The organism is Allotabrizicola aquatica (SeqCode), from assembly GCF_965194375.1.
In the GTDB taxonomy this organism is placed as follows: Bacteria; Pseudomonadota; Alphaproteobacteria; order Rhodobacterales; family Rhodobacteraceae; genus Tabrizicola_A; species Tabrizicola_A aquatica.
This window is the reverse complement of record NZ_CBDAEL010000008.1, coordinates 44,526-62,797: the sequence shown is the minus strand read 5'-3', so window position 1 is coordinate 62,797 and position 18,272 is coordinate 44,526. Positions and strand designations below refer to the sequence as shown.

Annotated in this window: 17 protein-coding genes and 1 riboswitch; of the genes, 6 read left to right on the top strand and 11 right to left on the bottom strand. The window is 64.0% G+C overall.

Features of this window, described 5'->3' with window-relative positions:
- Window positions 1-159: 159 nt before the first annotated feature.
- The 3 genes from AC72UB_RS10975 to AC72UB_RS10965 all read left to right on the top strand — a co-directional run bounded on the left by AC72UB_RS10975 (window position 160) and on the right by AC72UB_RS10965 (window position 4,552).
- The gene (locus AC72UB_RS10975; protein ID WP_505189815.1) at window positions 160-1,044 is read left to right on the top strand and encodes an AAA family ATPase; all 885 of its coding nucleotides are present in this window, start codon (window positions 160-162) and stop codon (window positions 1,042-1,044) included.
- 70 nt (window positions 1,045-1,114) lie between these two features.
- A complete protein-coding gene (locus AC72UB_RS10970) occupies window positions 1,115-2,374 on the top strand; it encodes a vWA domain-containing protein (protein ID WP_505189814.1) in 1,260 nt (419 codons plus the stop codon).
- Between the two features lie 117 nt (window positions 2,375-2,491).
- A complete protein-coding gene (locus AC72UB_RS10965; RefSeq protein WP_505189813.1) occupies window positions 2,492-4,552 on the top strand; it encodes an OmpA family protein in 2,061 nt (686 codons plus the stop codon).
- Window positions 4,553-4,651: 99 nt separating this feature from the next.
- Here the strand turns inward: AC72UB_RS10965 and AC72UB_RS10960 are convergent, their stop codons facing one another.
- Both AC72UB_RS10960 and AC72UB_RS10955 read right to left on the bottom strand, forming a co-directional pair.
- A complete protein-coding gene (locus AC72UB_RS10960) occupies window positions 4,652-5,290 on the bottom strand; it encodes an HD domain-containing protein (protein ID WP_505189812.1) in 639 nt (212 codons plus the stop codon).
- The gene (locus tag AC72UB_RS10955) at window positions 5,287-5,835 is read right to left on the bottom strand and encodes a peptidoglycan-binding domain-containing protein (RefSeq protein ID WP_505189811.1); all 549 of its coding nucleotides are present in this window, start codon (window positions 5,833-5,835) and stop codon (window positions 5,287-5,289) included. Before AC72UB_RS10955 ends, AC72UB_RS10960 begins: the two co-directional genes overlap by 4 nt.
- A gap of 231 nt (window positions 5,836-6,066) precedes the next feature.
- On the opposite strand from AC72UB_RS10955, the gene AC72UB_RS10950 reads away from it, so the two are divergent.
- Together AC72UB_RS10950 and AC72UB_RS10945 are read left to right on the top strand one after the other, a co-directional pair.
- Window positions 6,067-6,390 (top strand): 2Fe-2S iron-sulfur cluster-binding protein, encoded by a 324-nt coding sequence (locus AC72UB_RS10950; protein WP_463289460.1) that lies wholly within the window; start codon window positions 6,067-6,069, stop codon window positions 6,388-6,390.
- Entirely contained in the window at window positions 6,390-7,067 is a 678-nt protein-coding gene (locus tag AC72UB_RS10945) for an FG-GAP repeat domain-containing protein (protein WP_505189810.1), read from the top strand. Before AC72UB_RS10950 ends, AC72UB_RS10945 begins: the two co-directional genes overlap by 1 nt.
- A gap of 22 nt (window positions 7,068-7,089) precedes the next feature.
- Here the strand turns inward: AC72UB_RS10945 and AC72UB_RS10940 are convergent, their stop codons facing one another.
- The gene (locus AC72UB_RS10940) at window positions 7,090-7,515 is read right to left on the bottom strand and encodes a DUF1178 family protein (RefSeq protein ID WP_505189809.1); all 426 of its coding nucleotides are present in this window, start codon (window positions 7,513-7,515) and stop codon (window positions 7,090-7,092) included.
- Between the two features lie 79 nt (window positions 7,516-7,594).
- The gene (locus AC72UB_RS10935) at window positions 7,595-8,080 is read right to left on the bottom strand and encodes an NUDIX hydrolase (RefSeq protein WP_505189808.1); all 486 of its coding nucleotides are present in this window, start codon (window positions 8,078-8,080) and stop codon (window positions 7,595-7,597) included.
- Between the two features lie 145 nt (window positions 8,081-8,225).
- Here AC72UB_RS10935 and AC72UB_RS10930 point away from each other — a divergent pair, with 145 nt between their 5' ends.
- Window positions 8,226-9,359, top strand: a complete 1,134-nt coding sequence (locus tag AC72UB_RS10930; protein WP_505189807.1) for an acetoin utilization protein AcuC — start codon at window positions 8,226-8,228, stop codon at window positions 9,357-9,359.
- A 270-nt stretch (window positions 9,360-9,629) separates the two neighbouring features.
- On the opposite strand, the gene AC72UB_RS10925 is transcribed toward AC72UB_RS10930, so the two are convergent.
- The 7 genes from AC72UB_RS10925 to AC72UB_RS10895 all read right to left on the bottom strand — a co-directional run bounded on the left by AC72UB_RS10925 (window position 9,630) and on the right by AC72UB_RS10895 (window position 17,897).
- The gene (locus AC72UB_RS10925; RefSeq protein WP_505189806.1) at window positions 9,630-10,850 is read right to left on the bottom strand and encodes a 3-deoxy-D-manno-octulosonic acid transferase; all 1,221 of its coding nucleotides are present in this window, start codon (window positions 10,848-10,850) and stop codon (window positions 9,630-9,632) included.
- Between the two features lie 27 nt (window positions 10,851-10,877).
- Window positions 10,878-12,293 (bottom strand): amidase, encoded by a 1,416-nt coding sequence (locus AC72UB_RS10920; RefSeq protein WP_505189805.1) that lies wholly within the window; start codon window positions 12,291-12,293, stop codon window positions 10,878-10,880.
- 130 nt (window positions 12,294-12,423) lie between these two features.
- The gene (locus AC72UB_RS10915; RefSeq protein WP_505189804.1) at window positions 12,424-13,449 is read right to left on the bottom strand and encodes an extracellular solute-binding protein; all 1,026 of its coding nucleotides are present in this window, start codon (window positions 13,447-13,449) and stop codon (window positions 12,424-12,426) included.
- 42 nt (window positions 13,450-13,491) lie between these two features.
- A complete protein-coding gene (locus AC72UB_RS10910) occupies window positions 13,492-14,301 on the bottom strand; it encodes an ABC transporter permease (protein ID WP_505189803.1) in 810 nt (269 codons plus the stop codon).
- Window positions 14,294-15,202: an ABC transporter permease gene (locus AC72UB_RS10905; protein WP_505189850.1), complete on the bottom strand. Its 909-nt coding sequence runs from the start codon at window positions 15,200-15,202 to the stop codon at window positions 14,294-14,296. The genes AC72UB_RS10910 and AC72UB_RS10905 overlap by 8 nt, the downstream gene beginning before the upstream one ends.
- A 2-nt stretch (window positions 15,203-15,204) precedes the next feature.
- Window positions 15,205-16,269: an ABC transporter ATP-binding protein gene (locus AC72UB_RS10900; protein ID WP_505189802.1), complete on the bottom strand. Its 1,065-nt coding sequence runs from the start codon at window positions 16,267-16,269 to the stop codon at window positions 15,205-15,207.
- A 71-nt stretch (window positions 16,270-16,340) separates the two neighbouring features.
- Window positions 16,341-17,897, bottom strand: a complete 1,557-nt coding sequence (locus AC72UB_RS10895; protein WP_505189801.1) for an amidase — start codon at window positions 17,895-17,897, stop codon at window positions 16,341-16,343.
- Window positions 17,898-17,947: 50 nt separating this feature from the next.
- Window positions 17,948-18,135: riboswitch (cobalamin riboswitch) on the top strand.
- Window positions 18,136-18,272 lie beyond the last annotated feature (137 nt).

The following is an 18,272-nucleotide window of genomic DNA, read 5'->3' as shown; positions in this document are numbered from 1 at the left end:
CAAAATCCAAACCGCGCTTTCATGAGTATTTGGGCCAAGATGAATGGCCAAGGGAAGCGCAAATCGCACCCCCGCCTTTGGTCGCAAGCGGCACCGGTGCGGGTTGACCACGGCGGGGTGGGCCGCCAACGTGGGCCAGGCTTTGAGGGAGGCTGCAGAATGACCGAAGGTCCAGGCTCGATCGACGCGGTCGAGGCGCTGCTGGAAGGCCAAGGCTATGTCGCCGCACGGTCGCTGGCCACGGTGGTGTTTTTGTCCCTGCGCCTTGGCAAACCCTTGTTTCTCGAGGGCGAGGCGGGTGTGGGTAAGACCGAGATCGCAAAGGTGCTGGCGGCCGGTCTCGGTCGGCGGTTGATCCGACTGCAATGCCATGAAGGGCTGGATGCCAGCTCGGCCGTTTCGGAATGGAACTTTGCCGCCCAGATGATCGCCATCCGCGCCGGCGAGGCTGCAGGCCGCGCGGGTGTGTTTTCCGAAGATTTCCTCATCGAACGCCCGCTTCTGGCTGCCATGCGCCCCCAGCCGGGTGGCGCGCCGGTCTTGCTGATCGATGAGCTTGACCGCGCCGATGAACCCTTCGAGGCCTTCCTTCTCGAAGCCTTGTCGGATTTTCAGGTCACCATCCCCGAACTTGGCACCGTCAAAGCCCCCGAGCCACCCATCGTCATCCTCACCTCAAACCGCACCCGCGAAGTGCATGACGCGCTCAAACGCCGCTGCCTCTATCACTGGGTCGACTACCCCGCCTTCGACCGCGAGCTGGCCATTCTGCGCGCCCGCGTGCCCGAAGCCTCCGCCCAACTCAGCCGTGAGGTTGTGGCCTTCGTGCATGCGCTGCGCGGCGAGGATCTCTTCAAGCGCCCCGGTGTGGCCGAAACCATCGACTGGGCCAAATGCCTCATCGCGCTGGATGTCGTCTCGCTGTCGCCCGAGGTGATCGCCGACACGTTGGGCGCCATCCTGAAATACCAAGACGATATCCAGAAACTGCAAGGTCTCGAGACCACCAAGATCCTTGCCGAGGTCAAGAAGGCGCTGGTGTGACCTTGCGCCTTTCATCTTGGCCAAAATACTCCACGGGGGTCCGGGGGTGTGAAACCCCCGGGGCGCGGGCATGATCGCGCCCGCGCCAGATGAGGGCCGTCTGGCCGAAAACATCGCCCATTTCGCCCGCGCTTTGCGCCGCGCCGGGCTGCCGGTCGGCCCGGGGCGCGTGGCTGATGCCATCCGCGCCGTCGCGGCCGCCGGCTTTACCCAGCGTGAGGATTTCTACTGGACGCTCCACGCCGTCTTTGTCGCCCGCCCCGAACAGCGGGTGATCTTCCACCAATGCTTTCGCCTCTTTTGGCGCGACCCGCAGTTCTTGGAACATATGATGTCCTTCATGCTGCCTCAGATCAAAGGCACGCAGGAAGACCGCCGTGCTGAGGCGGGGGAAAAGCGCGCGGCCCAGGCGCTCCTGGGGGACGCCCGCCCTGAACCGCCTCCCGTGCCCGAAGGCCTCAACGAGGCCGACCCGCAGATCGAGATTGACGCCACCGCCACGCAATCCGCCGAAGAGCGGCTGAAAACGCTCGATTTCGAACAGATGTCGGTTGAGGAGGTGGCCGAGGCCAAACGCATGCTGACGCGCCTGTCGCTGCCGGTCACCCCTTTGCAATCGCGTCGCCTGCAGGCCGCGCCCCACGGTGCGCGCATCGACCCCCGCGCCACCATCCGCGCTGCCCTGCGCCACGGCGGCGAGGTGATGGCGCTGCACCACCGCAAGCCCCGCATCCGCTGGCCGAACCTTGTGGTGATCTGCGACATCTCGGGCTCGATGAGCCAGTATTCCCGCATGGTCCTGCATTTCCTGCATGCGGTTGCCAATGCGCGCGGGCAAGGTTGCGCCAAGGTTCACGGCTTCACCTTTGGCACCCGGCTGACCAACATCACCCGCCACCTTGCCACCCGCGATGTCGACGCCGCACTGCGCGCCGCCGGGGCCGAGGCGCAGGACTGGGCCGGTGGCACTCGCATCGGCACCTCACTCGCCGCCTTCAACCGTGATTGGTCGCGCCGTGTCTTGGGACAGGGGGCGGTGGTCTTGCTCATCACCGATGGGCTGGACCGCGACGATACCGGCACCCTCTCGCGCGAGATGGAGCGCCTGCACCTGTCGTGTCGCCGTCTGATCTGGCTTAACCCGCTTTTGCGCTGGGAAGGCTTCGCCCCCAAGGCCTCTGGCATTCGCACCATGTTGCCCCATGTCGACAGCTTTCGCGCGGGCCATTCCGTGGCCTCACTCGAGGCGCTGGCCGCCGTGATTTCTGACCCCACCGACCACGGCGACAAGGCCCGACTGATGCGCTTGATTTCGCCTATCAACGGCTGATCTGCGCCATGTTATCGTCTAGCAGGCCAGCTTTGGCCTAAATGGGGCTGACCGGTCGTGCTGACTGGCCCTGACGGGATTCGGTGTCGGCCCCTCGTGCCGCGTGAAAGGATTGCTATGAGACGTTTGCTCACCACGACCACGGCGCTGTCAATCGCGCTTGCCCCGGTCAACCCATGGCCTCTGCTGGCCCAGACCCTGACGGAAACCGGGTCCATTGTGGCCGAAGATGGCACGGTCTTGTGCGAACCCACCGCCGAGGCGCCCTGCCTGCTGGAAAACTATGGTCCCGAGGGTCTTTTGGTGCCAGAGGTCGATCTTGAAGTGATCCCCGAGACTGCCCCGAGCGAAGCGGAAGCCGCTGCGGCCCTGGAAGCAGAGGCCGCGGCTGCTGCTGCGGCCGAAGCCGCTGCTGCTGCCGAAGCGGACGCCGCTGCTGCCGCTGTCGCCGAAGCTGCCGCCGCCGAAGCAGAAGCCGCCGCAGCCGCAGAAGCAGAAGCCGCCGCGGCCGCAGAAGCAGAAGCCGCCGCGGCCGCAGAGGTAGAGGCTGCCGCCGCCGCAGAAGCAGACGCCGCTGTCGCCGCTGAAGAAGACGCTGCGGCCGCCGCCGAAGCCGAAGCAGCCGCCGTAGTTGAAGCCGAAGCCGCTGCTGCCGCTGCTAAAGCAGAAGCCGCGAGCGCCGCAGAGGCTGAAGCCGCTGCTGCCGCTGAAGCTGAAGCCGCCGCTGTCGCTGAAGCCGCTACCGCTGCCGAAGCGGAAGCCGCCGCCGCCGCGGACGAGGCCGAAGCAGCCGCTGCTATTGCCGAAACAGAAGCCACCGCGACCGCCGAGGCGGACGCTGCTGCCGAGGCTGCGGCCATCGCAGCTGCCCAAGAAGAACTCATCCTCGACCCCGCCGGAGTTATGGTTGACCCCAGCGCCGGGCTCGCGGCCGAGGTGGTCGAGATTGATCCCGACGCCGTTCCGGTCGAAGTGCCCGTCGTTACTGAAGCCGAGGTGGAAACCCTGGGCGAGCTTTTGGCCACGCCCGACGTCCTCGACCCCACCGCACTGGGGGCCGCCGCCACGATTGTGCCGGACGCGGGCCAAGAGGCTGAAGCGGGTACAAGCTCTGCCGAGCCCCCGTCAGACCCGCTGCCGCTGGCTGATCTCCCGACATCACCCGATGCGGTGACCAGCGTCATTACGGTCTTGGGCGAAGAAGATACCCGCTCTTCTTCAGAAGAGTTTTCGGCGGCCCCCGTCGCCGTCGCACCGGGCAAGAAGGATCGGCTGTCAGATCTTGAAAAGGTGGGACTTTTCGCGCTGGGCGCGCTGGCCATTGGTGCCATCATCAAAGGGGCCAATGACCGCGAGGACCGTCAGGTCGTCTCCAACACGGGCGACCGCGTGGTGGTCTTGAACCCTGATGGCAGCTATTCGGTCTATAAGGACGATGACACTGTCCTTCGCCGCCCCGGATCCACCGTGCGCACCGAGACCTTCTCCGACGGCTCGACCCGCACCATCGTCGAACGCGCCGATGGCACGCAGGTGGTGACAATCCGCGATGCCACCGGTCGCGTGCTGCGCCGCGCCACCTATGACGCCACGGGCCGTGAGATTGTGCTGATCGACGATCTTGAGCGTGAGGTTCCGGTCGTGATCAGCGAACTTCCCGAGCCGCGCCCAAGTCGCACGCAGATTTCGGCCAAGGATGAAGATGCCCGGCTCAAGGCACGGCTGGCCGCGATTGAGGTCTCCCGCAGTGGCCGCACCTTCAGCCTTCGCCAAGTGCGCGAAATCCCACAGGTACGCGCGCTGGCAGCCACCATCGACGCCGGCAATGTCACCTTCGACAGCGGATCGGCCGCGATCCGCGCCTCCGAGGCCGATGAACTGGCCGATCTGGGCATCTTGATGCAGGATCTTCTGGCTGAAAACCCGGCTGAGATGTTCTTGATCGAAGGCCACACTGATGCCGTGGGGCGTGCCGCGATGAACCTTGCGCTGTCCGACCGACGCGCGGAATCGGTTGCGCTGGCGCTCAGCGAGTATTTCGAAATCCCGCCGGAAAACATGGTGATCCAAGGCTATGGCGAAGCCGAGCTTTTGATCGACACTGAGGCCAACGAGCGGCGCAACCGCCGCGTGGCCGTGCGGGTCATCACGCCGCTTTTGCATGCGTCTGCCAATTAGGGCAGGGGATTGCCGGAACTCGCAAGGCACTTGCCCAAACGACAAAACCCGAAAAGCCCCGGATCACTCCGGGGCTTTTTTCAGGTCTGCGGCCCGATCTCAGCCAATCTCGGCCAAAAGGCGGCTGCGGAACGACATCATCCATTCGGCCCGCTCCTCGGCCATCAGGCGTCCGGTCCGGGTTTGCATCGTGGCGGGCAGACCCAAGAGCTTGACCTCCAGATGATCCAGCGCAAAGGCCTTATCGTCCAAGGGACGGTGCAGCGCCATCGGGTCGTCCATATCGACAATCCCGCCGCCCATCCGGCCCGAAATCAGGAACATCCGCGCCAGCCCAATCGCACCCAAAGCCTCCAGCCGGTCGGCATCTTGCAAGATGCGCGCCTCGGGGGTTTCGGGGGCAATGCCGGCTGAAAAGCTGTGCGCGGCAATGGCATGGGCCACGGCGGGCAATTTTTCGGCTGGAAAGCCGTCGGAGCGCAAGAAGGCCACCGCAGCGTCAGCCGACAGCGTCGAGGCGCGGGCGCGGTCGGGGCTGTTCTTAGGCAGGTTCACCAGATCATGAAACCAGACCGCAGCCTCCAACACTTGACCGTCCACCTCTGGCTCATCCAGCGCGATCTTGCGGGCATTGGCCCAGACGCGGACAAGATGGCCCAGATCATGCGCGCCATCGGACGGTCCCGCCGCCCAAACCGCGGCCACATGGGCGCGGTAGCGTGCAGCGGCCAGGCTCACAGCGCGTCCAAACTGGTGGCTGCCAGCCCCAACTCGCGCGCGGCACCCAAGGACAAGACGGGGCTGTCCAGCCCACGCTCCGCCTGAAAGCGGCGCACCGCCTCGGCGGTCTCGGGGTTCATCTCGCCGGTGACGGCCACCACATAGAGCCCCCGCGCTTTGAGAGCGCGTTGCAAGCTGGCGATGAATTGCACTGTCTGGGCCTCGGGGCAGGGTGCGCGGAACCAGATCTCCTCGCGGTCCTGCACCATGCGCTGCCGGGTGCGGGTGCGGAAGGTGGCCGGCTGGAGCACCACGCCCGAGGCATCGCGCAACTCTTCGCTGACCAGCACCTGTTCGCTGACCGTTTCGATCACCGCGGGCGAGACGGACGAGGCCCAGCATTCACCCTGCGGTGACGGCGGCGGACCTTCGCCTTTCAGTCGCACCACCTCACCTGCAAGGGGCGTCTGGCTTGGGGCCTTGACGGAAACCGGCTGACAGGCGGCAAGCAGGCTGCCAAGACCAAGGGCCAGCGCAACGCCAAGAAAAAGGGAAACCCGCATACACCGCCCGCCTGTCGCCAAACTTCGCCTTTGGCCGTTGTTCAGCGGGTAATCTAGCGGCATTCCCGGCGGTTGCCTAGTCTGGGCCACCCCGCCTTTATCCGGGCAGCCTTTATCCAGCCCGGCTTCATCTCTGCGTGTCCATCTCTTGCCCCCTCTGGCCATTCGCGCGTTCATCGCTTATTTCAGGGCAATCCCCAAAGGGCGACATTTCAGGCAGGATCAGGAACGATGGCAAAGATCACTTACGTGGAACATGGCGGCAAAGAACATGTGGTCGATGTGGCCCCCGGGCTGACCGTGATGGAAGGCGCGCGCGACAACGGAATTCCGGGCATCGAGGCCGATTGCGGCGGCGCCTGCGCCTGTTCCACCTGCCATGTCTATATCGATCCGGCTTGGGTTGGTCGGCTGCCGAAGAAAGAGTCGATGGAAGAGGACATGCTGGATTTCGCATGGAACCCCGATGCCACGACCTCGCGCCTGACCTGCCAGATCAAGGTCACCGCCGAGATGGACGGCCTTCGGGTGCAAATGCCCGAAAAGCAAATCTGATGCTGCGCGCTTGTGCGGTCTGGTTGGCCCTTTGCGGGCCAGTCGCCGCACAAGACATCACGCGGGCCGAACTGGCAGAGCCGACAGCACGCTATGACCATGCGGTCTTGGGCGACGCGCTGGAATGGGGCGCGTTGCATTTGTGGCTGGAAGGCGGGGAACGGCGCACGATCCGGCTTCCCGAAACCCGGGTCTTCGAAGATATCGAGGCCCGGCTGGCCGATCTGGACGGCGACGGCACCCGCGAAGTGGTGCTGGTTGAGGCCGACCTCGCGCGCGGGGCGGCGTTGGCGATCTATGATGCGCAGGGCTTGCGCGCGGCTACCCCCTTTATCGGACAACCCCACCGCTGGCTGGCCCCCGCCGCGATTGGCGATCTGGACGGCGATGGACGGGTCGAGATCGCCTATGTCGACCGTCCCCATCTGCGGCGCGAGCTGGTCTTTGTCCGGGTGGAGGGCGACAGGGTGGTGGAAATCGCCCGCCAAGCCGGGCTGACCAATCACCGGATCGGCGAGGACTTCATCACATCAGGGCTGCGAGACTGTGGTGCCGGGGCTGAGGTGGTGCTGGCCAATGCCGACTGGACACGACTTATGGCTGCAACTCCCACGGACCAGCGTGATCTGGGGCCGTTCAGCGCGGCGGCTTTTGCGGCGGCATTAGAGTGCCGCTAGAGCAAGCGACCTTCGCTTCGGCTCAATTTGCCTGACGTTTCGGCATGAACGGAAGGGGAGCGACGGGAATCCCATCCTCCAAAAGCGCGCGGGCTTCATCAGGCTTGGCCTCGCCATAGATCGAGCGTTCGTCGATCGTGCCCTCATGCATCGCCCGCGCCTCGGCGGCGAAGTTCAGCCCGACATATTCCGAGTTTTCTTCGATCTTGCGGCGCATCTCGGCCATGGCGGCTTGGATGTCGTTTTGCGGCTCAGTCAGCTTTGGCTTTTCACCAAGGCTGCGCGCCGGGCGCACGGCGGGCGCCATGATGCGCTTTTCGACATCCGCCACGCCGCAGATCGTGCAGGTGACATGGCCAGCCTTCGACAGGCTGTCAAAGGCCTCGGCAGATTTAAACCAGCCGTCAAAGTCATGGCCCTTGGTGCATTTTAGGTCATAGCGGATCATGACGGCAATCTGGGGGGAAACGGGGCCCTCGGCAAGGGGGGCTGTGGTCGCAGTTGGGAAGCCTGACGTGCCAGCCCGATTACGCCACGGCCAAGCGCGCAGGCAAAGCCAGCAACAGCGCACGCAGTTCAGGTTCGATGACCTTGCGCGCGGCTTTGTCGAAATCAAACCACTTGCGGCGGCGCTCTTTGCGCTCGGGGAATTTTCCCTTCAACTCGGCCACGCGCAGGCCGAACACTTGGACAGAACAGGGAATGGACCCCTTCAGGCCAAGGCTTTTATCATAATCAAACGCGCCAAGCCCCTGATCGGCGATGTCGCCTTCGACGCCCGCCTCTTCCCACGCTTCGCGTGCAGCGGTCTGTGCCGGCGCAAGCCCGTCAATCGGCCAGCCTTTGGGGATGACCCACCGGCCCGTGTCGCGGCTAGTGATGAGCAGAACCTCAACCTTGCCCCGATGCATACGCCAGCACAGCGCGCCATATTGCGTGCGCGCGTCGATGGGGGGGGCCGCCGTAGCATCCGCCCCATCCATGCTGGCATGGTCAAACTTGCCTAGGGTCATGCTGCTTGCCTGTTCGTGTATAGACGGGTGTTTCCCCGTTTTTCCTGTATTTCTTTGAGCATTTCATGAATCCGTCCCAAGGAAAAGGGACTTTAAAGCCCCATCACGCTCTTGTTTGCCTTCGGGCCTGCCTTATGCTTCCGCTATGATCCGACCTGACCCAGCCGCGCCCCTGACGCCGATTTTTGTCGGGTCCGAGATTTATCGTGGCTCCAGCTATGGCGCGCAGCACCCCCTGCGGGTGCCTCGCGTCTCGACGGTGATGGATCTGTGCCGCGCGCTCGGGCTTTTGCCGGCGGAGCGCTATCGCACCAGTCCGCGTGCAAAACCAGCGGCGCTGCGGCTCTGGCATGATCCAGATTACATAACCGCCCTGCAAACCGCCGAGGCCGAGGGCGCGGTGTCGCCCGAGGTCACCGCGCGTCACGGGCTGGGCACACTGTCGAACCCGGTCTTTGCCGAGATGTTTCGCCGCCCGGCGACCGGGGCAGGGGGTGTAATGTGGGCCGCCGAGACGCTCGCTGCTGCGCCGTCAGGGGCCGTGCATGTGCCGGGGGGGGGCACGCATCATGGCCTGCAAGACCGGGCAAACGGGTTTTGCTATTTGAACGATCCGGTTCTGGGCATCCTGACCGCCCGTCGGGCTGGCCTCGCACGGGTGGCCTATATCGACATTGACGCCCACCATGCCGACGGGGTCGAGGCCGGATTGGCCGGGGATCCTTCGGTGCTCCTTATCTCGGTGCATGAGGAAAACCGCTGGCCGTTCACGGGGCTCTTGACCGATGAGGGGGGTGGCAATGTCTTTAACCTGCCGGTGCCGCGCGGGTTTAACGACAGCGAGATGCGGGCGGTTGTGGATGGGTTGATCCTGCCAAGGGTGGCGGCGTTCAAGCCCGATCTGATCGTGCTACAGGCCGGGGCAGACGCGCTGCTTGAGGATCCCTTGTCGCGGCTGGCGCTGTCAAACAACGCCCATCGCGACGTACTGGCCGGATTGCGACCGCTATCGCCGCGGTTTCTGCTGCTGGGTGGCGGCGGCTACAACCCGTTGACCGTCGCTCGGCTTTGGACGCTGTTGTGGGCCGATCTGTCGGGTGTGCCTGTGCCAGATGCCTTGCCCGATGCGGCAAGCGCGGTGCTCGCCGCTCTTGGTTGGCAGGGTGGCAACCGACCACCGCCGTCTCGGGATTTGCTAACACAGTTGCGCGACGCCCCGCGCGAAGGTCCGGTGCGACCCGAGATTTGGGACCGGCTTGCACGACTGGCGGCCAGATGAAGCGGGTCTTTCTGGCGCCTGACTCGCCCGCAAGGTTGCAGGCAGCGCTGATGGTGCGGCTCCAGATCCTCCCGTCGACCGGCGCGATGGTTTCATCCCGATATGCCACTGGACCGCTTCAAACCGCTCAAACTGGAACAGGCATTTCGGCTCGGACGAGCGGTCGTAGCCGGTCTAGGCTTTTGGCGCAGCGCCCTTCACAGCCCGTTAGATGGGGCTTTCTGAAAGCCACCTTCGCCGTGCCGGGTCACGTTCTGATGTTCCGGCCCGCTACCCCTTGAGCGTCTGAAGCAGCGTCGCCACCACCTCGGACCCGTCGCCCTGCGGCGCCAGAACCTGCGAAGCGATCTTGGCCAATCGCGCCTGTGTCGAGGCATCCATCGCCTCAAGCGCCTTGGTGAGGGCGTCGCCATCGCTCACCGCAATCGCGCCGCCCGCCTGATCCAGCGCGGCAAAAGGCGCTGCGAAATTGTGCAGCGACGGCCCGTGCAAGATGGCCGAGTGCTGGCGCGCCGGCTCCCAAGGCGTGTGGCCACCTTTGGCCGCAAAGCTGCCGCCAATGACCGTAGCCCCGGCCATGGCATACCAAAGCGCCATTTCGCCCATGGTGTCGGCCAGATGAACTTGGGTGTCAGCGCCCGGCACCTCGCCCGTCGCGCGGCGCGCAAAGCGCAGGCCCCGAGCGGCCAGCATTGCCGCCAGCGCCTCGCCGCGTTGCGGGTGTCGAGGGGCAAGAATCAGATGGCGGAACTGACCTGAGGCCAGAAAGGCGTCAAGCACCAGCGCCTCTTCCCCCTCATGCGTTGAGGCGGCCAAGAGCGTTGCTGTGCGCGGCGCGGGCGGTGCAAAGGGCAGGTCAACGGGTTCGGTCTGGGCCGCGCCAATGGACTTCAGTGCCATGATCGGCCCGGCGGCCTCGTCGTGCAAGCCCAGCGCCTTCAGCCGCGCCAGACTGTCGCTGTCCTGCGCCGAAAGCCAGTCGATCCGCTCCAGCATGGGCCGCATCATCCCGCCCACCCAGCGCCAGCGCCGCGCGCTGCGGGCCGACATCCGCGCGCCGATGACCAAGACTGGCACGCCGCGATTGTCGGCCGCGCGCAACCGCGCGGGCCATAGCTCATTCTCCACGATCACCAGCGCCTGTGGCCGCCAGCGGTCCAAGACCCGGCCCGCCGCCCCGGCGCTGTCAACTGGGGCAAGGCCCGCCGTCACGCCCGGCAAAGCCCAGGCCTGCACTTGCGCCCGCCCCGTGGCCGTGTTGGTGGTCACCAAGACCTGCAAACCCGGTCGCGCGGCCAAAAGCGCCTCGATCACCCAACGCGCCGAGGTGACCTCACCCACCGAGGCCGCATGCAGCCACAGCCGCACTCCCGGCCCCGGCGCAGGCAAAAGGCCCAGCCGCTCCGCCACGGCCCCACGCAGGCCAAAGACCGCCTGATGGGCCAGAACCACGGGCGAGGCCAAGGCCATGAGAAACTGATAAAAGATCATGCGCCAGCCATACGGCGGCTTGGCGCGTCAGGCAAGTTTCAGCGGCCGCTGGCCCGGCCAATCGGTGGCCTCATGCCAAGCCTGCCCCATCGCAAGGATCGCCGCATCCGCCCCGACCGGCCCCGCCAGCTGCATCCCCATCGGCAGGCCCTGCGGGCCAAAGCCCACCGGCAGCGACAAGGCGGGCAGACCGATCAGGCTGACCGGGATCACCACCTCCATCCAGCGGTGATAGGTGTCCATCGCCTGACCGTTGATCTCTTGCGGCCAGCGCCAATCAGTCGGGAAGGGCCAGACCTGCGCCGAGGGCAGGGCAATCGCGTCATAGGTCTCAAACAGCCGCGCCATATGGGCGTAATAGCGGCTGCGGATCACGCTCGCCTCATAAACCGCCTGCGCCGACAGGGTGCGACCCTGCTCGATCTCCCACAGGGTCTCAACCTTCAACTGGGCGCGCTTGTCGGGCTGGTCATATATCGCCTTGAAGCCGCCTGCGTTCAGCATGGCGCGCAGGGTGGTCCAGGACGACCACAGCTTTTCGGCCGGGAAGGGGGGGGGCAGAACCTCGACGATTGCGCCCATCGCCTCCATCTTGGCCAGCGCGGCGGCGCAAAGATCCATAATGCCAGGCTCCATCGCATAGGCCCCGCCCCAATCGGCCAGCCAGCCAATCCGCTTGCCCTTCAGGCTCGCGCCTTGCAGACCCGCCAGAAAATCGCCCGGCGTGCGGCCAAAGGGCACCTCGGGGTTGATCCCGGCCTGCACCTGCAACAGCCGCGCGACATCCTCCACCGTGCGCCCCATGGGTCCTTCGGTGGCCAAGGTCGCCAAATGCGTGTCGCCTTCGGCATCTGCCGGGACAAGGCCCCAAGACGGGCGAAAGCCATAAACGTTGCAAAAGGCTGCCGGGTTGCGCAGGCTGCCCATCATATCGCTGCCATCCGCGACCGGCAGCATACGCGCCGCAAGACCCGCAGCCGCCCCACCGGACGACCCACCCGCGGTGCGGCTCAGGTCGTAGGGGTTGCGCGTCACGCCAAAAACCGGGTTGAAGCTGTGGCTGCCATGGCCCCATTCGGGCGTGTTGGTCTTGCCGATGAAGATCGCGCCTGCGGCCCGCATTCGGGCTGCCAGCAGGTCATCAGAGGTCGGCACGAAATCCTTGAAAAGTGGGCTGCCCCAAGTGGTGCGCAAGCCCTTGGTCGCACACAAGTCCTTCACCGCAAAGGGCAGGCCATGCAGCCAGCCTTGCCGAGGCGCATCGTCGGCTGCCCGCGCCTCTGCCATCAGCGCCTCGCGGTCGCGCAGCGAGATCACCGCATTCACCGCGCCATTCACGGCCTCGATCCGGTCCAGATGTGCCGCCATCACTTCGGACGGGGCCACCTCGCGCGCCGCGATCATGCGCGACAGCTCCGAGGCCGAGTGTTCCCACAAAGCCATTTGCGCCTTTCCAAATACTCTCAGGGGGTGAGCCGCGTGCGGCGAGGGGGCGGAACGCCCCCTGCACCTGCGCGTCAGCGCTCATAGGGCGTGATGCGGGGGCATCTTCTGCCCCCGCATCGCCGCAAGATCACTTCATCAGTTCCGTCCAGATCGCGGTCATGTATTCGCGCGACTTTTCATTACAGGTCGGCATGAAGAAGCCTGCAGCCTTGTGCTCTTCGGGGATCACCACTTCCGGGGCGGTTGCCATTTCGGGGTCCATGAAGGCCTCCGATCCGGCAATCCCGTTGGCATAGCGCGCGAAGTTGGAAATCATCGCCGCATTTTCCGGCTTCATGATAAAGTCCATGAAGGCATAGGCGTTGTCGACGTTCTGCGCGTCCTTCAAGAGCATGACCGAGTCCATCCACAACGGATAGCCTTCCTTCGGATAGCCGTAGGCCACGGTGTCTTTGTCCAAACGGATACGCATGGACGAGCCGTTCCAGTTCACCGAAGCGGCCCAATCGCCGTTGGCCATCTTCTCGGTGGCGCCGTAATCCATCGAGATCCAGTTCGGCTTGGCCGCCATCAGGCTGTCACGCACCTTCTTGAGAACCTCAAGATCCTCGCTGCAGGGCTCGCCGCCGTGGTATTTGGTGGCCAGGGTGACGATGTCCATCATTTCGGGGACGACGTTCAGCTTGCCCTTCAGCTCGTCCGGCACTTCCAGCCAGACGGCGGAGGTGTTGATGTCGCCGCCATAGATCGCGGTGTCCACCGCGATGCCGACGGTGCCCCACTGCCACGGAATCGAGGTGGTGCGGCCTGCATCCCAAGCAACGTCTTTCCATTCCGGGGCGATATTGGCGTGGTTCGGCAGCTTGGCCAGATCCAACGGGACCGTCAGGCCCTTTTCGTTGAAGATCGACACATAGTTGGCCGAGGGCACCACAAGGTCAAAGCCATGGCCACCGGCCTCGATCTTGGCCAGCGCGGTGTCGTTGCTGTCATAGTCGGTCACTGTCACGGTGATACCGGTCTCAGCCGTGAACTTCTCCAGAAGCTCGGGCGAGGTGTAGTTGCCCCAGTTGTACAGCTGCAGCGAGCCTTCGGCGCTGGCAAGCCCCGTGGTGGCCATCAGCAGGGCGGTTGCGGTCAGGACTCTTTTCATGTTCGTCTCCCGTGTTGGTTTTGGCAGTTTGGTTATGGGTATCTAAGTTTTTTCTTTCTCGCGCGTCAGCAAGAAAAATGCAGTCAACAGCACGACGGTGAGCACCAAAAGCCCGGTTGAGATGGCGTTGATCTCGGGCGTCAGCTGGCGGCGCATCTGGCCCAGCATATAGGTGGGCAAGGTGTCTTGCCCCGCCGATTTCACAAACTCGGTGATGACAACATCATCCAAGCTGACCACAAAGGCCAGCATCATCCCGGCTATCACCCCCGGCATTAGGATCGGCAGCGTCACCCGACGAAAGGTCAACCAAGGTGTTGCGTAAAGATCCGCCGCGGCGGTTTCCAGCGTCAGGTCCATCCCTTCCAATCGTGCGCGGATCGGCAGATAGGCAAAGGGGATGCAAAAGGCGGTATGGGCCAAGATCAAATAGCCCAGCCCTTGAATGCCAGTAAGGGTTTTGATGAGACCAAACAGGATCATCAGCGCCACGGCGGTCACGATCTCGGGCACCATCAGGGGCTGGTTGATCATCACATAGATAAAGGTCTGTCCCTTGAAGGCGCGGCGGCGGGTGGTGCCCAATGCGGCCATAGTGGCCAGCATGGTCGAGAACACTGCAGCAAAACTTGCGATCACCAATGAGCGCAGTGTGGCATCCTTGACCGCCTGATTGTCCCAAGCCTTCACATACCACTGCCACGAGAACTCACCCCAGTTGCCGAGGGTGGTCTCAGAGTTGAAAGAATACACCACCAAAGTGAAGATCGGGATGTAAAGCGCCATAAACGCAAGCATCGCCATGGTGGCAAAGCCGGGCAGGCGGGCGACCTGAAAGCTGGACTTAGCCATGCTTCTTCTCCCCGTTTGCCACGCGGACATAGTACAGGAGCGCAACCGTTACGATCAGCAACAGCGTCAGCGACAAGGCCGCGCCCAATGGCCAGTTCTTGCCTTGGCCAAACTGCAACTCGATCAGGTTGCCGATCATCATCTGCTTGCCGCCCCCCAGCACGCGCGGCGTCACATAGGCACCGAGCGAAGGCACGAACACAAGGATCGAACCCGCGATGATCCCCGGTTTGACGATGGGCAGGATGATCTTGCGCAAGATCTGCCAGCGGCTGGCGTAAAGGTCATAGCCCGCCTCCAAAAGCCGCATGTCAAAGCGGTCAATCGCGGCAAACAAGGGCAGCACCATCAGCGGCAGATAGACATAGGTCATGCCGATAAAGATGGCGATGTCGGTGTAGATCAGCATCAAAGGCTCTGAAATCACGCCGATGCTCATCAGGAAGAGGTTCAGCAGACCTTCGGCCCGGATCACCTCGTTGATCGCATAGGTGCGGATCAGAAGGTTGGTCCAGAACGGAATGGTGATGAGAAAGAGCCAAAGCGCACGTTGGCTGGCGGGGCGGGTGGCGATGAACCACGCAGTCGGAAAGCCCACCACAAAGGTAAAGAGCGTGGTCATCAGCGACAGCTTCACCGACCGCCAAAAGATCGCCAGATGCGCGTCGGCCAGAACATAGCTGTCGGTGAAGATGTCCTTGGTCCACAGGAGCGACGTCCAGCCCTCGGTTGAGAAAGCCCAGACCACGTTGCCGTGGGTGCCCGCCTCAAGAAAGGAGTAAAGCAGGATGATGAACAAGGGACCGACAGCCGAGACGGCCAAAACCACCAGCGCCGGTGTCGACAACAGCCAGCCATTGCGGGCCGATTGCTTGATCTGGGCCTCTTCGGCGGGGCTCATGGTCATTCCCCCAGCGCCTGCAAGGCGCCCGGCGCAAAACGCACCCCAATGCGGCTGCCACGCTCAAACCCGGCGTCGCCTGTAGCCGGGCTTTGCACCCGCGCCATAATCTCGGTGCGGTCAGCGAGTTCCAGATGCACATGGGTATCGGTGCCGAAATAGACGAGGTTCGAGATCACCGCCGGAATTGCCCCCGCCTCACCCGCAGGCACAAGGCGCAGCTGTTCAGGGCGGATCGTGAGGGTCATGTCGCCTGTCACCGGCGTCTCGAACTCAACCACATCACCCGAGGCGAGGCGAACTTTGCCACCTTCGGCGCGGGCTTCAAGGAAGTTGGTCTCGCCAATGAAGCTTGCCACAAAGCGGTTCTTCGGCCGGGTGTAGATCTCTTTGGCGGTGCCCACCTGTTGCAACTTGCCCTGCGACATCACCCCGATGCGGTCCGACATAGTCAGGGCTTCTTCCTGATCATGGGTCACAAACACAAAGGTGATGCCGGTTTCCATCTGCAACCGCTTCAATTCGATCTGCATCGCCTGACGCAGTTTCAGATCCAAGGCTGACAAGGGTTCATCCAACAACAGCACTTTGGGCTGCGGGGCCAAGGCGCGCGCCAGCGCCACGCGCTGTTGCTGGCCGCCCGAAAGCTGGCTGGTCTTGCGGTCTGCCATCGTATCGAGCTTGACCAGTGCCAGCATCTCGGCGGTGCGCGATTTCACCTCGGCCGCAGGTTTGCCCAGCATCTCAAGGCCAAAGGAAATGTTTTGCGCCACGGTCAGATGCGGAAAGAGCGCATAGGATTGGAACACCGTATTCACTGGCCGCTTGTTGGGCGGCAAATAGGTGATGTCCTGCCCATCCAGCAAGATCACCCCATCGGTGGGCATCTCAAACCCGGCAATCAGGCGCAACAGCGTGGTCTTGCCACAGCCGGACGGGCCAAGCAGCGTAAAGAACTCACCCTCGCGAATCTCGACCGAGACATCGTCCAATGCCCGCACGGCGGCGTCGCCTTGGCCAAAGGCTTTCACGACATTCCGGGCCTCAATGGCGTTACGCTCGGTCACTGTGACTCGCTCCTGGTTGTTTTGATCATATCTGGACCACGTTTTTCATAGGGTGCAACAGAAACCTGCATTCAGCCCGCAATCGGTGCCCGCCGCTCTGCCCAGGGTTGTGCCTGCTCAATTTCCGCGCAGAGGCTGATGAGCGGTTCATCATCGCCATAAGCCCCCGCAAGGTGGATGCCAATGGGCAAGCCATCAGACGACATGGCCAATGGCAGACTGGCGGCGGGTTGGCCGCTGGCGTTGAACACCGCGCAGAAGGGCGAATAGGCGAAAATGCCCTTCGGACCGATGCGGTAATCCACATAATCCTCGGTGTCGTGGTTGAACCGGCCAATGCGGGCCGGGGGTTCGGCCAAGGTGGCACACAAGAGGATATCTGGGCCTGCGTCGAAAAATCCGGCCATCTGGCGGCCAAAGGCGTGAATTTCGCCCACCGCTTCAAGGTATCGCGTGGGGTGAAGCGTATCGGCATGCGCGCAGGCACCCCGGCTGACGCCTTCGACCAGATCCGGCGTCATCGGACGGCCTTTCAGCGCCTTTTTCACCCCCAAAGCGGTGCCAACGCCGACGATATCGGTCCAAGCGCGCATCATCATCGGCACATCCGCGGTGACCTTTGCGGGTTCGATGTGGTGGCCCATCGCCTCAAGCAGTCGGGCCGTCACGCGCACGGCCTCGGCCACCTCAGGGTGGATCGGCTCGCCGGTCAGAGTGGTGTCGCAGACCGCCACGCGCAGGCGGCGCGGCGGGCGTGAGATGGCGTCCGCATGGCTTTTGGCCAAGGGCGGGGCCGCGTAGGGCGCGCCAAGGTCAGGGCCGTGGCAGGCGTCCAGCATCCGCGCCGTGTCGCGGACCGAGCGGGTTAGGAACCCGTCAATCGCCATCCCCGCCCAGCCTTCGCCGACATAAGGCCCATCGGGCAGCCGCGCCCGGGTGGGTTTGTATCCGAAGAGACCGCAGCTTGCCGCCGGGATCCGCACTGACCCGCCGCCGTCCGAGCCATGGGCAAAGGCCACGATCCCCGCCGCCACCGCAGCCCCGGCCCCCCCTGACGATCCGCCGGGCGTATGGTCAAGGTTCCACGGGTTGCGGGTGGGGCCGCCATAGACAGCGGCTTCGGTCGCCGCCCCAATGCCGCCCTCGGGACTGGTGGTGCGGCCAAAGGTGACGACGCCAGTCGCCCGAATGCGTTCGTAAATCGCCGAATCGCGCCGATAGCGGGTGCCCGCCAAAAGGCGGCTGCCATTGTGGCCGGGAAAATCCACCGCTTCGCAGCCCAAGTCCTTCAGAAGGAACGGCACGCCGCGAAATGGGCCTTGGGGTAGGCCATCCGCAATCGCCTTGCGCGCAACGCCTTCTTGCATCTGCACCACCGCGTTCAGCGCCGGATTGCGCGCCTCGACTGCGGCAAGTGCAGCATCCAAAAGCTCGGTCGGGCTGACCTCGCGCCGCGCCACCCGCTCGGCCAGATCCGTTGCGTCCTTGGCCCCAAGATCGCCGATGATCTGCATCTTCCCCTCATGGTTTCGTGCAGCCTGACCGTAGCACGCCCCCGCTTCCACCCCATGCGCGTCGTGGCCCATGTCGGTTTCGGACCGCGCAATCTGTTTGCGACCTTTCCGCAATACCACACGACATCGGGCTAAAGCGGCGCTTGACAGCGAACACGGCTAAGTTATGCAGGGTCTACCTTCGGTTCCGGTTAGCCCCGGATGAAAAGGGAATGTGGTGGAAATCCACAGCTGCCCCCGCAACTGTAAGCGGCGAGCGATGACGGCATATGCCACTGGGGACCAACCCCGGGAAGGCCCGTCAAAGCCCCGACCCGCAAGCCAGGAGACCTGCCAAGGTGATCACCCTTACCAGGGCGCGGGGCGCGCTTTGGCAGGCGACCTATCGCCAGTGGTGACGTTTTCACCGTCGGCGGAGGGTCATTGGCCTTTCCCAAGACAGACGCATACCAAATCCCCACGACCATGGGGAATGTCAAAGGATTAAGG

Coding starts and splice junctions, on each gene's coding strand:
- AC72UB_RS10940 (WP_505189809.1), bottom strand. CDS start 7,515: ATGATCCGCTATGACCTAAAATGCACCAAGGGCCATGACTTTGACGGC.
- AC72UB_RS10955 (WP_505189811.1), bottom strand. CDS start 5,835: ATGCGGGTTTCCCTTTTTCTTGGCGTTGCGCTGGCCCTTGGTCTTGGC.
- AC72UB_RS10945 (WP_505189810.1), top strand. CDS start 6,390: ATGCTGCGCGCTTGTGCGGTCTGGTTGGCCCTTTGCGGGCCAGTCGCC.
- AC72UB_RS10935 (WP_505189808.1), bottom strand. CDS start 8,080: ATGACCCTAGGCAAGTTTGACCATGCCAGCATGGATGGGGCGGATGCT.
- AC72UB_RS10915 (WP_505189804.1), bottom strand. CDS start 13,449: ATGAAAAGAGTCCTGACCGCAACCGCCCTGCTGATGGCCACCACGGGG.
- AC72UB_RS10910 (WP_505189803.1), bottom strand. CDS start 14,301: ATGGCTAAGTCCAGCTTTCAGGTCGCCCGCCTGCCCGGCTTTGCCACC.
- AC72UB_RS10920 (WP_505189805.1), bottom strand. CDS start 12,293: ATGGCTTTGTGGGAACACTCGGCCTCGGAGCTGTCGCGCATGATCGCG.
- AC72UB_RS10965 (WP_505189813.1), top strand. CDS start 2,492: ATGAGACGTTTGCTCACCACGACCACGGCGCTGTCAATCGCGCTTGCC.
- AC72UB_RS10950 (WP_463289460.1), top strand. CDS start 6,067: ATGGCAAAGATCACTTACGTGGAACATGGCGGCAAAGAACATGTGGTC.
- AC72UB_RS10925 (WP_505189806.1), bottom strand. CDS start 10,850: ATGATCTTTTATCAGTTTCTCATGGCCTTGGCCTCGCCCGTGGTTCTG.
- AC72UB_RS10970 (WP_505189814.1), top strand. CDS start 1,115: ATGATCGCGCCCGCGCCAGATGAGGGCCGTCTGGCCGAAAACATCGCC.
- AC72UB_RS10905 (WP_505189850.1), bottom strand. CDS start 15,202: ATGAGCCCCGCCGAAGAGGCCCAGATCAAGCAATCGGCCCGCAATGGC.
- AC72UB_RS10975 (WP_505189815.1), top strand. CDS start 160: ATGACCGAAGGTCCAGGCTCGATCGACGCGGTCGAGGCGCTGCTGGAA.
- AC72UB_RS10930 (WP_505189807.1), top strand. CDS start 8,226: ATGATCCGACCTGACCCAGCCGCGCCCCTGACGCCGATTTTTGTCGGG.